Genomic DNA, 16,403 nt, shown 5'->3' on the forward strand with positions numbered 1-16,403 from the left:
CCCCCCCCCCCCCCCCCCCGCCCGCGCCCGCCCCGCTCTTCCCGGTCGGCTCGTACGCGTGCTCGTACGGTCAACCCGGCGGCGGCGGATTCGTCCTGCCGGGCCGGCCCTGTTCCGGACAGACCCGGGTGGGGCACGCCGGCCCGATCCCGCCGCCGGAGCGCGGCGTTCGCGCCGGTCACGGCTCCGCCGGGGGTCCCGCGGCGGGGCGCCGGACCGTATCTCCTTATGTCCATCGAACGGTGGACCGATGCCGTGGTGCGGCAGAATGAGCGTGTCCGGCAGCCCACTCAGCGACGGAACGGCGACATGACCACTGCAGCGGTAGACGACCGCCCCTCCAACGGCACGCAGGACGGCCCGCAGGGCACGACCGGCAGCGGCCGTCCCTTCGCCCTGATGCTGGTGATCACGGGTCTGGCCGGGCTGCTGGCCTCCTGGGTCATCACGATCGACAAGATCAAGCTGCTGGAGGACCCGGGCTTCCAGCCGGGGTGCAGCCTCAACCCCGTGGTCGCGTGCGGCAACATCATGAAGAGCGAGCAGGCCGAGGCGTTCGGGTTCCCCAACCCGATGCTCGGCCTCGTCACCTACGCCATGGTGGTCTGCATCGGCGTGGGCCTGCTGGCCGGTGCGCGCTACCGCCGCTGGTTCTGGCTGGGCCTGAACGCGGGCACCCTCTTCGGCGTCGGCTTCTGCACCTGGCTCCAGTACCAGTCGCTGTACAACATCGGCTCGCTGTGCCTGTGGTGCTGCCTCGCGTGGGTCGCCACCATCGTGATGTTCTGCTACGTCACCACGCACAACGTCAAGCACCGCATCCTCCCCGCCCCGAGCGGCCTGCGCAGCGCCCTGACGGAGTTCCACTGGGTGCCGCCGTTCCTGTGGATCGGGATCATCGGCATGCTGATCCTGACCCGCTGGTGGACGTTCTGGACCAGCTGAGCCGACGGCGCTGTCAGTGGGCTGGCATAGGCTTCACGCGTGGAGCCAGACCTGTTCACCGCAGCCGCCGAAGAGCGTCAGCTCAAGGATCCGTCCAGCAGCCCCCTCGCCGTACGGATGCGGCCGCGCACCCTCGACGAGGTCGTCGGCCAGCAGCATCTGCTGAAGCCGGGCGCCCCGCTGCGCCGCCTCGTCGGCGAGGGCAGCGGCGGCCCCGCCGGACCGTCCTCGGTGATCCTCTGGGGCCCTCCCGGCACCGGCAAGACCACGCTGGCGTACGTCGTGAGCCAGGCCACCCAGAAGCGCTTCGTCGAGCTCTCCGCGATCACCGCCGGCGTCAAGGAAGTACGAGCCGTCATCGACGGCGCCCGCCGCGCCTCCGGGGGCTTCGGCAAGGAGACCGTCCTCTTCCTCGACGAGATCCACCGCTTCAGCAAGGCCCAGCAGGACTCGCTGCTGCCCGCCGTGGAGAACCGCTGGGTCACGCTCATCGCGGCGACCACCGAGAACCCGTACTTCTCGGTCATCTCGCCGCTGCTCTCCCGCTCCCTGCTCCTGACGCTGGAGCCGCTGACCGACGACGACCTGCGCTCCCTGGTGCGCCGGGCCCTCACCGAGGAGCGCGGCCTCGGGGGAGCGGTCACGCTGGCCGACGACGCCGAGGGGCATCTGCTGCGGATCGCGGGCGGCGACGCCCGGCGCGTGCTCACCGCGCTGGAGGCGGCGGCGGGAGCGGCCATCGCCAAGGGCGAGGAGGAGGTCACGCTCGAAACGGTCGAGGAGACGGTCGACCGCGCGGCGGTGAAGTACGACCGTGACGGCGACCAGCACTACGACGTGGCGAGTGCCCTCATCAAGTCCATCCGCGGCTCCGACGTGGACGCCGCGCTGCACTACCTGGCCCGCATGATCGAGGCGGGGGAGGACCCCCGGTTCATCGCCCGGCGGCTGATGATCTCGGCCAGCGAGGACATCGGCCTCGCCGACCCGACGGCACTGCCGACGGCGGTCGCCGCCGCGCAGGCCGTGGCCATGATCGGCTTTCCCGAGGCCGCTCTGACCCTCAGCCACGCCACGATCGCGCTGGCCCTCGCGCCCAAGTCCAACGCCGCGACGAACGCGATCTTCGCCGCGCAGGCCGACGTGCGCAAAGGCATGGCCGGCCCGGTTCCGGCGCATCTGCGCGACGGGCACTACAAGGGCGCGGCCAAGCTCGGCCACGCGCAGGGATACGTCTATCCGCACGACGTGCCGGGCGCGATCGCCGCGCAGCAGTACGCGCCGGACGCCGTGCAGGGCCGCCACTACTACGAGCCGACGCGCTACGGGGCGGAAGCCCGGTACGCCGATGTCGTGGAGAAGGTGCGGGAACGACTGCGCGGCGACGGTCAGGCCGACCCCCGCTCCTGACCGGACGGGTCAGTGCGCGGCCGCTTCGAAGAGCTGGTGCATGGCCCGGCGCAGCCCCACGATGTCGCGCACCGGCTCGCGGAAGTCGAACCGCGCGTCGAACACACGGCCCCGCACGCCGCCGCTGAAGCGCACCCGCAGCCCGAACCGGTCGAGCGCCACCGGCACGGCGACGGTCCCGGCCGCCTTGTCGCCCACCAGGGCGCACAGCCCGCCCACCTGGTCGCCGTGGGCCGCGTGCAGGTGCTGGAGCAGCTCCGCCTCGTGCTCGACGAGCGGATCTGCGGCCGCCGCGGCGAACGCCTCGGGCTCGACCATGCCGGTGCCCCACAGATCGTCGACGCGTGCCTCGCCGACCTCCAGCCGCAGCAGCATCCGCCCGGGCTCCGCGACCCCGCGTACGCAGGTGAGCCAGCCGGAGACCCACGCCCGGCCCCGGATACGGTTGGGCACGGACACCGGGGCGACGTCCGTGATCTCCAGGACCACCCGCAGCTCGTCGTCCTGGGCGTGGGTGGCGGCCCGTACGACCGGTGAGTCGGCGGGGAAGACCAGCAGCACCTCGCCGTCCGGCCCCACGCTCCGCTCCGCGGGAACCAGCTGCTCGGGAAGGGCCGACAGGGGACGCGGGAGAAGCACTACCGCGGAGCAGGTACTCTGTACGAGAGTTCGTGTGCGCTCGGCTGCTGACGGCATCCGCGCGATTTCAAGTCCGCTGGGACGCGGCTGACCACGATCTGATCGGACCTCCGTCGCGTCGACACCTGAGATGTCGGCCTTCTTTGTGTTGTCCGTGACGTGACTGGTGTTCCCCGGACGAGACATGCGATCTCCTTGAGTAAGGTGAGCCTAACCTAACCTACAACGGAGGTCTGGAGAACGTGCCTAACCAGTCGCGTCCCAAGGTCAAGAAGTCCCGTGCGCTCGGTATCGCGCTGACGCCGAAGGCTGTCAAGTACTTCGAGGCCCGTCCGTACCCGCCGGGCGAGCACGGCCGTGGGCGCAAGCAGAACTCGGACTACAAGGTCCGTCTGCTCGAGAAGCAGCGTCTGCGCGCGCAGTACGACATCAGCGAGAAGCAGATGGCCCGCGCCTACGACCGCGCCAAGAAGGCCGAAGGCAAGACCGGCGAGGCCCTGGTCATCGAGCTCGAGCGCCGCCTCGACGCCCTGATCCTGCGTTCGGGCATCGCCCGCACGATCTACCAGGCCCGTCAGATGGTCGTCCACGGCCACATCGAGGTCAACGGTGGCAAGGTCGACAAGCCGTCGTTCCGCGTCCGTCCCGACGACGTCGTGATGGTCCGCGAGCGCAGCCGCGAGAAGCACCCCTTCCAGGTCGCCCGCGAGGGTGGCTACGACACCGAGGGTGAGACGCCGCGCTACCTCCAGGTGAACCTGAAGGCCCTGGCCTTCCGCCTGGACCGCGACCCGAACCGCAAGGAAATCCCGGTCATCTGCGACGAGCAGCTCGTCGTCGAGTACTACGCCCGCTGATCCAGCGGCCGTAGTCGGGCACTTGCCTCAGCCCGCCGTCTCCTCGTTCCGCACGGAACGAGGGGCGGCGGGCTCGCGCGTGTACGGGGCGTTGCCGCGCGCCGCCCCGGCCGCGCGGGGGCGGGGCGGCGCGGGCGCCGGACGGGGAGGCCCTTCGATCGCCCTGGCCACCGCCGCGTCCAGGCCGAGCGAGGCCCCCTCGCACCGGAACGCCTCGTACCGGCCGTCGCCGAGGCGCTCGCGGGCCTTCTCCTCGCACAGCGCGTGCGGCGCGTTGTAGTACGCCGAACCGAACAGCGGCAGTCCCACCGACGGCCAGATCCGTTCGGCCGCCCCCTGGAGCACCGCCGCCTCCGCCGGATCACCGGCGTCGAGGACGACCAGCGCCAGCAGTTCGAGGGCGAGCACCACGCCCAGCAGGTCGTTGAAGGCGTGGTCGATGGCCAGGCACTCCAGCAGGAGTTCCCGTGAGCGGTCCAGCCGGCCGTCGGTGTGCGCCGCATAGGCCAGGACGTACAGCGCGTACGCGAGGGCCCAGCGCTCCCCGTGGTCCTCGCAGACCTCGGTGACCGCCTCGCAGATCGCGACGGCCTGGGCGAGGTCGCCGCGGAAGGCCACCGCCATCGCCAGCTCGATCCGCGCCATCAGCACATTGCTGTTGAGCTCGCCCGTCTCCTCGTAGCGCGCCAGGGCCTCACGCAGCAGCTCCTCGGCGCGCGCCATGTCGTCGGACACCAGCGCGAGGCAGCCCGAGCGGTGCACGGCGTACGCCGCCGCCGACGCGTCGGCGCTCAGCTCCGCGCCCTCGCGGCACTCCTGGAGGGCGGCGAGCGCCCCGATGGCGTCGCCCTGGAGGACGGCCACGTAACCGAGCACCCACAGGGCCTTCAGCCGGTGCGCCCGGTGCCCGCCCTCGGGCTCCAGCGCGTGGTCGAGCCAGTGCCGTCCCTCGGAGAGCCGTCCGCAGCCGACCCAGTAGAACCACAGCGTGCCCGCCAGGTACTGGCCCAGGTGCACGTCCCCCGGGTGCTCCAGCGAGAACTCCATCGCCCGGCGCAGATTGGGCAGTTCGCTCTCCACGCGCGCCGCCACCTCGGCCTGCCGGGGACTGAACCAGTCCAGCTCGCACCAGGTCGCCAGCCCCAGGTACCAGTCGCGGTGCCTGCGGCGCACCCGCGCCGCGTCGCCCATGGCCGCCAGCCATTCGGCGCCGTACTCCCGGACCGTGTCGAGCATCCGGTACCGGACGCCGGTCGCCGTGTCCTCGCGGATCACGACGGACTGGGCGATCAGGTCCGTCACCACGTCGAGCACGCCGAGCACGCTGTCGTCCAGCAGTTCCGGGCCGCCGCACACGTACTCGGCGGCCTCCAGGTCGAACTGCCCGGCGAACACGGAGAGCCGGGCCCACAGCAGCCGCTGCTCGGGCGTGCACAGCTCGTGGCTCCAGCCGATCGCGGTACGCAGCGTCTGGTGGCGGGGGAGGGCGCCCCTGGCGGACCCGGTCAGCAGGCGGAAGCGGTCGTCGAGCCGGTCAAGCACCTGCTCGACCGACAGAGCCCTCAGCCGGCCCGCGGCCAGTTCGAGCGCGAGGGGGATTCCGTCCAGGCGACGGCACAGTTCGCGTACGGCGGCGCTGTTGGCGTCCGTCAGCCGGAATCCGGGCTGCTGGGCCGAGGCCCGGTCGGTGAAGAGCCGTACCGCCTCGGCGGCCGGCATCGGGGCCAGCGGGAAGGTCTGCTCGCCGTCGACGCACAGCGGCAGCCGCCCCGTCGCCAGCACGGTCAGTCCCGGGGCCCGGCGCAGCAACTCCCTGACCAGGCCGGCGACGGCGTCGACCAGGTGCTCGAAGCCATCGAGGACGAGCAGCAGCCGCCGCCCCGCCAGATGCTCCGCCAGCACCGCGCGCGGCGCCCTGCCGGAGTGGTCCGTCACGCCCAGCGCCTCGGCGAGGGCGTGCTCCAGCAGGCCGGGGTCCGTGAGCGCGGACAGCTCCGCGAGGCGGACACCGTCGACGTACCGTTCCTGCGCGTCGTACGCGCCGCGCAGGGCGAACCGGGTCTTGCCGACGCCGCCGACGCCGGTCACGGTGACCAGCCGGGCCCTTCCCAGCAGCCGGTCCACCTCCGCCAGTTCCGCGGCGCGCCCGACGAACGCGTTCAACTCCGCCGGAAGGCCGCCGTGAACGGGGGAGTGGGGCGCTGGAGGGGTAGAGCGTCGCATAGGACACGGAGCGTACCGATCCGTACGCACTGCGTACAATCGGGCCGGACGGCCGCCGCTGCCCGCGCCCGAATGCGGTACGGACCCGGAGCCCCGGCGCGATAGGCTCGCAAGACGACTTTTCTCAATGTCAGGGAGCGGTGCAACGTGTCCGGTGGAGAGGTGGCCGGCATCCTGGTGGCCGTCTTCTGGGCGATCCTGGTCTCCTTCCTCGCCGTGGTTCTGGTGAGGCTGGCCCAGACGCTCAGGGCGACGACCAAGCTTGTCGCGGACGTGACCGAACAGGCGGTGCCGCTGCTGGCGGACGCGTCCGCCACCGTACGGTCCGCGCAGACCCAGCTCGACCGGGTCGACGCCATCGCGACCGACGTCCAGGAAGTCACCTCCAACGCCTCCGCGCTCTCCACGACCGTCGCGTCCACCTTCGGCGGCCCGCTCGTCAAGGTCGCCGCCTTCGGGTACGGCGTCCGCCGGGCGATGGGCCGCGGGAAGGACGCTCCGGCGGAGCAGCCGTCGCGTCGCACTGTGATCGTCGGCCGGACCGTGCCGTCCGCCCGGCGCAGGAAGCGGAAGGGCTGAAGCCGCAATGTTCCGCCGTACGTTCTGGTTCACCGCCGGCGCCGCCGCCGGCGTATGGGCCACCACCAAGGTCAACCGCAAGCTCAAGCAGCTGACGCCCGAGAGCCTCGCGGCCCAGGCGGCCGACAAGGCGGTCGAAGCGGGCCACCGGCTCAAGGAGTTCGCGCTCGACGTCAGGGCGGGAATGGCGCAGCGCGAAGCCGAACTCGGCGAAGCGCTCGGGCTCGAGGCGCCGAACGACCCCCACGTCATCGAGCACCGACGCGTCGCCGCTCTCGACCACACCAAGCATTCGTACAACCGGAATGAGGACCACTGATGGAGTCGGCTGAAATCCGCCGCCGCTGGCTGCGCTTCTTCGAGGAGCGCGGACACAACGTCGTGCCTTCGGCGTCGCTCATCGCGGACGACCCGACCCTGCTGCTGGTCCCCGCGGGCATGGTGCCCTTCAAGCCGTACTTCCTCGGCGAGGTCAAGCCGCCCGCCCCGCGCGTCACCAGCGTGCAGAAGTGCGTGCGTACGCCGGACATCGAAGAGGTCGGCAAGACCACCCGCCACGGCACGTTCTTCCAGATGTGCGGCAACTTCTCGTTCGGCGACTACTTCAAGGAAGGCGCCATCCAGTACGCCTGGGAGCTGCTGACCAGCTCCGTGGCGGACGGCGGCTACGGCCTCGACCCCGAGCGGCTGTGGATCACGGTCTACCTCGACGACGACGAGGCCGAGCAGATCTGGCGCGACAAGATCGGCGTGCCGGCCGAGCGCATCCAGCGCCTGGGCAAGAAGGACAACTTCTGGTCCATGGGCGTCCCCGGCCCGTGCGGCCCGTGCTCCGAGATCAACTACGACCGCGGTCCGGCCTTCGGCGTCGAGGGCGGCCCGGCCGTCAACGACGAGCGGTATGTGGAGATCTGGAACCTGGTCTTCATGCAGTACGAGCGGGGTGCCGGCGACGGCAAGGAGGACTTCCCGATCCTCGGGGACCTGCCGTCGAAGAACATCGACACGGGCCTCGGCCTGGAACGCCTCGCGATGATCCTCCAGGACGTGCGGAACCTGTACGAGATCGACACGTCCAAGGTCGTCATCGACAAGGCCACCGAGCTGACCGGCGTCCAGTACGGCGCCGACCACGCCTCGGATGTCTCGCTGCGCGTCGTCACCGACCACATGCGTACGTCGGTGATGCTCATCGGCGACGGCGTCACCCCCGGCAACGAGGGCCGCGGCTACGTGCTGCGCCGCATCATGCGCCGCGCCATCCGCAACATGCGTCTCCTGGGCGCCACGGGTCCCGTCGTCGCCGAGCTCGTCGACACCGTGATCAATTCGATGGGCGCGCAGTACCCGGAGCTGCTCACCGAGCGCAAGCGCATCGAGACCGTCGCCCTCGCCGAGGAGGCCGCGTTCACCAAGGCCCTCAAGGGCGGCACGAACATCCTCGACACCGCCGTGACGGAGACCAAGGCCGCCGGCGGCACGGTCCTCTCCGGCGACAAGGCGTTCCTGCTCCACGACACCTGGGGCTTCCCGATCGACCTCACCCTGGAGATGGCCGCCGAACAGGGCCTGTCCGTGGACGAGGACGGCTTCCGCCGCCTGATGAAGGAGCAGCGGGACCGGGCCAAGGCCGACGCCAAGGCCAAGAAGACCGGCCACGCCGACGTCTCCGCCTACCGCGAGGTCGCGGACACCTCCGGCACCACCGAGTTCACCGGCTACACCCGCACCGAGGGCGAGTCGACCATCGTCGGCCTGCTCGTCGACGGGCTGCCGTCGCCGGCCGCCACCGAGGGCGACGAGGTCGAGGTCGTCCTCGACCGCACGCCGTTCTACGCCGAGGGCGGCGGCCAGCAGGCCGACACCGGCCGCATCAAGCTGGACTCCGGCGCCGTCATCCAGGTCCACGACGTACAGCAGCCGGTCCCCGGCGTCTCCGTGCACAAGGGGTCGGTCCAGGTCGGTGAGGTGACCGTGGGCGCCTCCGCCTACGCCGCCATCGACCTGGGGCGCCGCCGCGCCATCGCCCGCGCCCACAGCGCCACGCACCTGACCCACCAGGCACTGCGTGACGCGCTCGGCCCGACGGCCGCCCAGGCCGGTTCGGAGAACGCCCCGGGCCGCTTCCGCTTCGACTTCGGCTCGCCGAACGCCGTGCCGGGCACGGTCATGACCGACGTCGAGCAGAAGATCAACGACGTGCTGGCCCGCGAACTCGACGTCCAGGCCGAGGTCATGTCGATCGACGAGGCCAAGAAGCAGGGCGCCATCGCGGAGTTCGGCGAGAAGTACGGCGAGCGGGTGCGCGTCGTGACCATCGGCGACTTCTCCAAGGAGCTCTGCGGCGGTACGCACGTCCACAACACCGCCCAGCTCGGCCTGGTGAAGCTGCTCGGCGAGTCGTCGATCGGCTCGGGCGTGCGGCGCATCGAGGCCCTGGTCGGCGTGGACGCGTACAACTTCCTCGCCCGTGAGCACACGGTCGTCGCCCAGCTCCAAGAGCTGGTCAAGGGCCGTCCGGAGGAGCTGCCGGAGAAGATCTCCGGGATGCTCGCCAAGCTGAAGGACGCCGAGAAGGAGATCGAGAAGTTCCGCGCGGAGAAGGTCCTCCAGGCCGCCGCCGGTCTCGCCTCGGGCGCCAAGGACGTGCGCGGTGTCGCGGTCGTCACCGGCCAGGTGCCGGACGGCACGTCGGCCGACGACCTGCGCAGGCTCGTCCTGGACGTGCGCGGCCGCATCCCGGGCGACCGCCCGGCGGTGGTGGCCCTGTTCACCACGGCGGGCGGCCGCCCGCTGACCGTCATCGCCACCAACGAGGCCGCCCGCGAGCGCGGTCTCAAGGCCGGCGACCTGGTCCGTACGGCCGCCAAGACCCTCGGCGGCGGCGGTGGCGGCAAGCCGGACGTCGCCCAGGGCGGCGGCCAGAACCCGGAGGCCATCGGTGACGCCGTGGCCGCCGTCGAGCGCGCGGTCGGCGAGAGCGCCTGATGAGACGCGGCCGCCGCCTCGCGATCGACGTCGGGGACGCCCGGATCGGGGTCGCCTCGTGCGACCCCGACGGGGTGCTGGCCACGCCGGTGGAGACCGTGCCGGGACGCGACGTCCCGGCCGCCCACCGGCGGCTGAGGCAGCTCGTCGAGGAGTACGAACCGATCGAGGTCGTGGTCGGCCTCCCTCGCTCCCTCAACGGGGGCGAGGGGCCGGCGGCCGTCAAGGTCCGGGCGTTCGCCCAGGAGCTGGCTCGCGGCGTGGCACCCGTTCCGGTACGACTGGTCGACGAGAGGATGACCACAGTGACGGCCAGTCAGGGGCTGCGCGCTTCGGGCGTGAAGTCCAAGAAGGGCCGGTCTGTCATCGACCAGGCCGCGGCGATCGTCATCCTCCAGAACGCTCTGGAGGCCGAACGGGTATCGGGCAGTCCCCCGGGCGAGGGCGTCGAAGTGGTTGTCTGATCGCGATACGGTAACGTTCCGCGCGATGCGGCGGTGTTCGAACAGCGGCCGCACAAAGAAGAGGCGGACCGGTTGCCGTGCCCCCACGCGCGGAGCAGCCACCGCCTCGCGGCACACTATGGGGTTTCATGACTGAGTATGGCCGGGGCGCAGGCCACGAACCGTGGCATCCCGAGGACCCGTTGTACGGGGACCAGGGATGGCAGGGGCAGCAGGCCGCGGATGGCCGGCAGGGCCCGTACGGCGGTCAGCCGCAGCACTACCAGCATGAGCCGCAGCAGCAGCCGTACTACGACGGTGGACAGCACCAGCAGCAGCACCCCGGCTACCCGGACCAGCAGCACCAGCACCAGCAGCACCACGAGCAGCACCAGCAGTACAACGGCCAGCAGCAGTACGGCGACACCGGCGGCTGGGGCAACGGCCAGCAGCAGCACCAGAACCAGCAGCACCCCCAGCAGCACCAGAACCAGCAGCAACAGCACAACCAGCACCAGCAGCCGTACCAGCAGCAGGAACCCGTGCCGTACGGCATGAACCCGGCGAGCGACCCCTACGCGGGCCAGCAGCCCCCCTACGGCGCCGGCGAGGCCGACTACTACGCCGCGCCCGACGCCTACCCCCCGCCGCAGCCCCCGAACCAGCGCCGCGCCCCCGAGCCCGAGCCGGCGACCGAGTGGGACGCGGAGCAGGAGGCCCCGGAGGAGCACCCGTTCTTCACGGGCGCCGACGACGGTGACGAGCCCGACGAGCCGCGCGAGTCCCGGCGCGGCAGGGGCGGCGGCGACCGCCGGGGCGGCAAGCCCAAGAAGAAGAGCCGCAACGGCACGGCCTGCCTGTTCGTCGCGGTGGTCCTGGTCGGCGGCGTGGGCGGCCTCGGCTACTTCGGATACCAGTTCTACCAGGACCAGTTCGGGGCGCCCGAGGACTTCGCCGGCAGCGGCACGGGCTCCGTGGAGGTGGAGGTCCCCAAGGGCGCGGGGCTCGGCGAGATCGGCAGCATCCTCGCCCGCAAGGGCGTGGTCAAGAGCTCCGGGGCGTTCGTCTCGGCGGCGACGGCGAATCCCAAGAGCCAGGGGATCCAGCCCGGCGTCTACGCGATGAAGAAGGAGATGTCGGGCAAGGCCGCCGTAGAGCTCATGATCAACCCGTCGAACGTGAACGCGCTGATCGTGGCCGAGGGCCAGCGGAACCTGTCGATCTACGAGCAGATCGACAAGAAGCTGGAGCTGGAGCGGGGCACCACGGAGGACGTGGCCGAGAAGGAGTACAAGAACCTCGGGCTGCCCGCGTGGGCCGGCGACGACCCGGACATCAAGGACCCGCTGGAGGGCTTCCTCTACCCGTCGCGTTACGACATCGGCGGGAAGTCGACGCCGAAGTCGGTCCTCAAGGAAATGGTCACGCGGGCCAACGCGGCGTACGAGAAGCAGGACGTGGTGGGCTCCGCCCGCAAGCTGGGTCTCCAGTCGCCGATGGAACTGATCACGGTGGCGAGCCTCGTCCAGGTCGAGGGCAAGTACAAGCACGACTTCGACAAGGTGTCCCGGGTCGTCTACAACCGCCTCAAGCCCAACAACCTGGAGACGGTGGGGCGCCTGGAGTTCGACTCGACGATCAACTACATCAAGGCCGAGAGCAAGCTGGAGGTCGGAGCCGTCGACGACCTGCGGAAGATCCAGGACCCGTACAACACGTACAGCATCAAGGGCCTGCCGCCGGGCGCCATCAGCAACCCGGGCGCCGACGCCCTGCATTCGGCGATCAACCCGAAGCCCGGCCCGTGGTACTACTTCGTCTCGGTCACGGCGGACAAGACCCTCTTCGCGGTGACCAACGCGGAGCACGAGAAGAACCGCCGCGAGTACGAGGCAGAGCTGGAGAAGTCCGGACAGTGAGCACCACCACCCGACGCGCGGCCGTACTGGGGTCGCCCATCGCCCACTCGCTCTCCCCGGTGCTCCACCGGGCCGCGTACCGGGAACTCGGCCTCACCCACTGGTCGTACGACCGCTTCGAGGTGGACGAGGCCGGGCTCCCCCGCTTCTTCGCGGCGCTCGACCCGTCCTGGGCCGGCCTGTCGCTGACGATGCCGCTCAAGCGGGCCGTCATCCCGCTGCTCGACGAGATCAGCGACACGGCGGCCTCCGTCGAGGCCGTCAACACCGTCGTCTTCACCGAGGACGGGCGGCGCCTCGGCGACAACACCGACATCCCCGGCATGATCGCCGCACTGCGGGAGCGCGGCATCGAGAAGGTCGACTCCGCCGCGGTCCTCGGCGCCGGGGCGACCGCCTCGTCCGCCCTCGCCGCGCTGTCCCGCCTGTGCACGGGCCCGGTCACCGCGTACGTCCGCAGCTCCGCCCGCGCCGACGAGATGCGGCAGTGGGGCGCGCGGCTCGGAGTCGACGTACGCGTCGCGGACTGGGCGGACGCGGGCCGGGCGTTCGACGCGCCGCTCGTCGTCGCCACCACCCCGGCCGGCACGACCGACGCGCTCGCGCAGGCGGTGCCGGAGCGCCCGGGAACGCTGTTCGACGTGCTGTACGAGCCGTGGCCCACGGCCCTGGCCGCCGCCTGGTCCGCGCGCGGCGGCGCGGTCGTCGGCGGCCTCGACCTGCTCGTGCACCAGGCCGTCCTCCAGGTGCAGCAGCACACGGGCCGCTCCACCGCCCCGCTCCCCGTGATGCGGGCCGCCGGGGAACAGGCGCTCGCCGCCCACTAGGGTCTGCGGAGAACCGCAGGTCACCGGGTAGGGAGCGCTCGATCTTGAGCATGACGACGGAGCGGGTGCTGGCAGCGCCGGACCTGCTCAAACTGGTGCTGTACTTCCTGCCGGACTGGGTCCGCTTCGCGCTCGGCGCGGTCTGTCTGGCCCTGCTGGCGGCGTACGGCGTGGGCCGGCTGAGGCGCGCCCTGGCAGCGAGGCGGGCGCTTCCCGGGCGTCCCGCGAAGTGAGAAGGCCGTCCGTCTGATGGACCGGCGGCCGGGTCACGGGCCCGGTCGTGGGAGGATCAGGGGTGGCGGGCCAGGGCCGCGCACCCGGTCGCGCCGTCGCAGTTCCAGGCGCGAGCATGAGGAGCACCGTTGAGCAGGTTGCGCTGGCTGACCGCGGGGGAATCCCACGGCCCCGCACTCGTCGCGACGCTGGAGGGCCTTCCCTCCGGTGTCCCCGTCACCACGGAGATGGTGGCGGACGCGCTCGCCCGGCGGCGGCTCGGCTATGGGCGCGGCGCGCGGATGAAGTTCGAGAGGGACGAGGTCACGTTCCTCGGCGGCGTGCGGCACGGCCTGACCATGGGCGGCCCCGTCGCGATCATGGTGGGCAACACCGAGTGGCCCAAGTGGGAGCAGGTCATGTCGGCCGACCCCGTGGACACCGAGGAGCTGGCCAAGCTGGCGCGCAACGCGCCGCTGACCCGCCCGCGTCCGGGCCACGCGGACCTCGCCGGAATGCAGAAGTACGCGCTGGACGAGGCGCGGCCGGTACTGGAGCGCGCGAGCGCCCGCGAGACCGCCGCCCGCGTCGCGCTGGGCACCGTCGCACGGTCGTACCTGAAGGAGACCACCGGCGTCGAGATCGTGTCGCACGTCGTGGAGCTGGCCTCGGCCAAGGCGCCGTACGGCGTCCTGCCCGTGCCCGCCGACGAGGCGCGGCTCGACGAGGACCCGGTGCGCTGCCTGGACGCCGACGCGTCGAAGGCGATGGTCGCCGAGATCGACCAGGCCCACAAGGACGGCGACACGCTCGGCGGCGTCGTGGAGGTGCTGGCCTACGGCGTGCCCGTCGGCCTCGGCTCCTTCGTGCACTGGGACCGCCGGCTCGACGCGCGGCTTGCCGCCGCCCTGATGGGCATCCAGGCGATCAAGGGCGTCGAGGTCGGCGACGGCTTCGACCTGGCCCGGGTGCCCGGTTCCAAGGCGCACGACGAGATCGTGCCGACCGCCGAGGGCGTACGCCGCACCTCCGGGCGCGCCGGCGGCACGGAGGGCGGCATGTCCACCGGCGAGCTGCTGCGCGTACGGGCCGCGATGAAGCCCATCGCCACCGTGCCGCGCGCCCTCGCCACCATCGACACCGCCACCGGCGAGGTCGCGGCGGCGCACCACCAGCGCTCCGACGTGTGCGCCGTCCCGGCGGCCGGCATCGTGGCCGAGGCCATGGTCGCGCTGGTCCTCGCGGACGCCGTCGCGGAGAAGTTCGGCGGCGACAGCGTGGGCGAGACCCGGCGCAACGTCCAGAGCTACCTCGACAACCTGGTCGTCCGGTGAGCGAGTCGGGCGGCCCCCTGGTCGTACTGGTCGGCCCCATGGGCGTCGGCAAGTCCACCGTCGGCCTGCTGCTCGCCGAGCGCCTGGGCGTCGCGTACCGCGACACGGACGCCGACATCGTCGCGGCCGAGGGCCGGCCGATCTCCGAGATCTTCGTCGACGAGGGCGAGGCCCACTTCCGCGCCCTGGAGCAGCAGGCCGTACGGGCCGCCCTCGCCGAGCACCGCGGCGTACTCGCGCTCGGCGGCGGCGCGGTACTCGACGACGGGACGCGGGCGGCCCTGGCCGGGCTGCCCGTCGTCTACCTCTCCATGAACGTCACCGAGGCGATCAGGCGGGTCGGGCTGAACACGGCACGCCCGCTGCTGGCCGTCAATCCGCGCCAGCAGTGGAAGCAGCTGATGGAATCGCGCCGTCATCTGTACGCGGAGGTGGCCCACGCGGTGGTCGAGACCGACGACCGCACCCCCGAAGAGGTCGCCCAGGCGGTCCTCGACGCACTCGAATTGAAGGAAGCATGACGGAGCAGGCAGTCACCCGTATCCGGATCGGCGGCGGCGAGGGCGCGGAGCCCTACGAGGTGCTGGTCGGCCGGCAGCTGCTGGGCGAGCTCCCCGGGCTGATCGGCGGCCGTGCCCAGCGCGTCGCCGTCCTGCACCCGGAGGCGCTCGCCGGCACCGGCGAGGCGATCCGCGAGGACCTCGCGGCCCAGGGTTACGAAGCCATCGCGATCCAGCTGCCGAACGCCGAGGAGTCCAAGACCGTCGAGGTGGCGGCGTACTGCTGGAAGGCGCTCGGGCAGACCAACTTCACGCGCACGGACGTCATCGTCGGCGTGGGCGGGGGAGCGACCACCGACGTGGCCGGCTTCGTCGCCGCCACCTGGCTGCGCGGGGTGCGCTGGATCGCCGTGCCGACGACCGTGCTCGGCATGGTCGACGCGGCCGTCGGCGGCAAGACGGGCATCAACACCGCCGAGGGCAAGAACCTCGTCGGCGCCTTCCACCCGCCCGCCGGTGTGCTCTGCGACTTGGCGGCGCTGGACTCGCTGCCGGTCAACGACTACATCAGCGGTCTCGCCGAGATCATCAAGGCGGGCTTCATCGCCGACCCGGTGATCCTCGACCTGATCGAGGAGGACCCGGCGGCGGCCCGTACGCCCGAGGGCCCCCGCACGGCCGAGCTGATCGAGCGCGCCATCCGGGTCAAGGCCGACGTGGTGTCGAGCGACCTGAGGGAATCCGGGCTGCGCGAGATCCTCAACTACGGCCACACACTGGCGCACGCCATCGAGAAGAACGAGCGCTACAACTGGCGGCACGGCGCCGCCGTCTCCATCGGCATGGTCTTCGCCGCCGAGCTGGGCCGTCTCGCGGGCCGGCTCGACGACGAGACCGCCGACCGCCACCGCACGGTGCTGGAGTCGGTCGGGCTGCCGCTCGCCTACCGGGGTGACCAGTGGCCCAAGCTGCTGGAGACCATGAAGGTCGACAAGAAGTCGCGCGGGAACCTGCTGCGCTTCATCGTCCTGGACGGGCTCGCCAAGCCGACCGTCCTCGAAGGCCCCGACCCGGCGGTGCTGCTCGCCGCGTACGGCGAGGTGTCCAAGTGACACCGGCGGCGCGCCGGGTGCTCGTGCTCAACGGGCCCAACCTCGGCAGGCTCGGATCGCGCGAGCCCGACGTGTACGGCGCGACGTCGTACGCCGGGCTTGTCGCGGAGTGCGCACGGCTCGGCAAGGAGCTCGGCTTCGACGTCGAGGTGCGGGAGACCAACGACGAGGGCGAACTGATCCGCTGGCTCCACGAGGCCGCCGACGGGTCGATTCCGGTCGTTCTCAACCCGGGCGCCTTCACGCACTACTCGTACGGGATGCGGGACGCGGCGGCCCAGCGGACCGCGCCGCTCGTCGAGGTGCACATCTCCAACCCGTACACGCGTGAGCAGTTCCGCCACACCTCGGTGGTCGCCTCGGTGGCCAGCGGTACGGTCGCCGGATTCGGCATCGGCTCCTACCGGCTCGCCC

At 71.6% G+C, this 16,403-nt stretch carries 16 protein-coding genes; 14 read left to right on the forward strand and 2 right to left on the reverse strand.

Annotated elements, in window-relative coordinates; all coding sequences use genetic code 11:
• The first annotated feature begins 309 nt into the window (after positions 1–309).
• Together ACWGH0_RS32900 and ACWGH0_RS32905 are read left to right on the forward strand one after the other, a co-directional pair.
• The gene (locus tag ACWGH0_RS32900) at positions 310–945 is read left to right on the forward strand and encodes a vitamin K epoxide reductase family protein (RefSeq protein ID WP_453407939.1); all 636 of its coding nucleotides are present in this window, start codon (positions 310–312) and stop codon (positions 943–945) included.
• 39 nt (positions 946–984) lie between these two features.
• Positions 985–2,355: a replication-associated recombination protein A gene (locus tag ACWGH0_RS32905; RefSeq protein ID WP_453407940.1), complete on the forward strand. Its 1,371-nt coding sequence runs from the start codon at positions 985–987 to the stop codon at positions 2,353–2,355.
• A gap of 9 nt (positions 2,356–2,364) precedes the next feature.
• Here the strand turns inward: ACWGH0_RS32905 and ACWGH0_RS32910 are convergent, their stop codons facing one another.
• The gene (locus tag ACWGH0_RS32910) at positions 2,365–3,051 is read right to left on the reverse strand and encodes a DUF2470 domain-containing protein (protein WP_453407941.1); all 687 of its coding nucleotides are present in this window, start codon (positions 3,049–3,051) and stop codon (positions 2,365–2,367) included.
• A gap of 185 nt (positions 3,052–3,236) precedes the next feature.
• Between ACWGH0_RS32910 and rpsD the strand changes: the two genes are divergently transcribed.
• Positions 3,237–3,851: a 30S ribosomal protein S4 gene (gene rpsD, locus ACWGH0_RS32915; protein ID WP_138894445.1), complete on the forward strand. Its 615-nt coding sequence runs from the start codon at positions 3,237–3,239 to the stop codon at positions 3,849–3,851.
• A gap of 27 nt (positions 3,852–3,878) precedes the next feature.
• Here rpsD and ACWGH0_RS32920 read toward each other — a convergent pair whose 3' ends face one another.
• Positions 3,879–6,074, reverse strand: a complete 2,196-nt coding sequence (locus ACWGH0_RS32920; RefSeq protein WP_453407942.1) for an ATP-binding protein — start codon at positions 6,072–6,074, stop codon at positions 3,879–3,881.
• Between the two features lie 147 nt (positions 6,075–6,221).
• On the opposite strand from ACWGH0_RS32920, the gene ACWGH0_RS32925 reads away from it, so the two are divergent.
• The 11 genes from ACWGH0_RS32925 to ACWGH0_RS32975 form a co-directional block, all read left to right on the forward strand.
• Positions 6,222–6,653 carry a DUF948 domain-containing protein gene (locus ACWGH0_RS32925; protein WP_453407943.1) on the forward strand — a complete coding sequence of 144 codons (432 nt, stop codon included), beginning with the start codon at positions 6,222–6,224 and terminating at the stop codon, positions 6,651–6,653.
• A gap of 7 nt (positions 6,654–6,660) precedes the next feature.
• Complete coding sequence (locus ACWGH0_RS32930; protein WP_453407944.1) at positions 6,661–6,972, forward strand: DUF6167 family protein; 312 nt, start codon at positions 6,661–6,663, stop codon at positions 6,970–6,972.
• On the forward strand, positions 6,972–9,641 hold the full coding sequence (gene alaS / locus ACWGH0_RS32935; protein ID WP_453407945.1) for an alanine--tRNA ligase: 2,670 nt from the start codon (positions 6,972–6,974) through the stop codon (positions 9,639–9,641). Before ACWGH0_RS32930 ends, alaS begins: the two co-directional genes overlap by 1 nt.
• On the forward strand, positions 9,641–10,105 hold the full coding sequence (gene ruvX, locus ACWGH0_RS32940) for a Holliday junction resolvase RuvX (RefSeq protein WP_453407946.1): 465 nt from the start codon (positions 9,641–9,643) through the stop codon (positions 10,103–10,105). Before alaS ends, ruvX begins: the two co-directional genes overlap by 1 nt.
• Before the next feature lie 128 nt (positions 10,106–10,233).
• Complete coding sequence (gene mltG / locus ACWGH0_RS32945) at positions 10,234–12,003, forward strand: endolytic transglycosylase MltG (protein WP_453407947.1); 1,770 nt, start codon at positions 10,234–10,236, stop codon at positions 12,001–12,003.
• A complete protein-coding gene (locus ACWGH0_RS32950; RefSeq protein WP_453407948.1) occupies positions 12,000–12,830 on the forward strand; it encodes a shikimate dehydrogenase in 831 nt (276 codons plus the stop codon). Before mltG ends, ACWGH0_RS32950 begins: the two co-directional genes overlap by 4 nt.
• Before the next feature lie 44 nt (positions 12,831–12,874).
• Entirely contained in the window at positions 12,875–13,063 is a 189-nt protein-coding gene (locus ACWGH0_RS32955; protein WP_453407949.1) for a hypothetical protein, read from the forward strand.
• Between the two features lie 129 nt (positions 13,064–13,192).
• Complete coding sequence (aroC, locus tag ACWGH0_RS32960) at positions 13,193–14,377, forward strand: chorismate synthase (RefSeq protein WP_453407950.1); 1,185 nt, start codon at positions 13,193–13,195, stop codon at positions 14,375–14,377.
• A 38-nt stretch (positions 14,378–14,415) separates the two neighbouring features.
• A complete protein-coding gene (locus ACWGH0_RS32965; RefSeq protein WP_453407953.1) occupies positions 14,416–14,898 on the forward strand; it encodes a shikimate kinase in 483 nt (160 codons plus the stop codon).
• Positions 14,895–15,989, forward strand: a complete 1,095-nt coding sequence (gene aroB / locus ACWGH0_RS32970; RefSeq protein WP_453407951.1) for a 3-dehydroquinate synthase — start codon at positions 14,895–14,897, stop codon at positions 15,987–15,989. The genes ACWGH0_RS32965 and aroB overlap by 4 nt, the downstream gene beginning before the upstream one ends.
• Positions 15,986–16,403 (forward strand): type II 3-dehydroquinate dehydratase (locus ACWGH0_RS32975; RefSeq protein WP_453407952.1); only part of this gene is annotated, 418 nt, incomplete at its 3' end. The genes aroB and ACWGH0_RS32975, both read left to right, overlap by 4 nt.

The sequence above is a fragment of the Streptomyces sp. NPDC054887 genome (assembly GCF_053610585.1).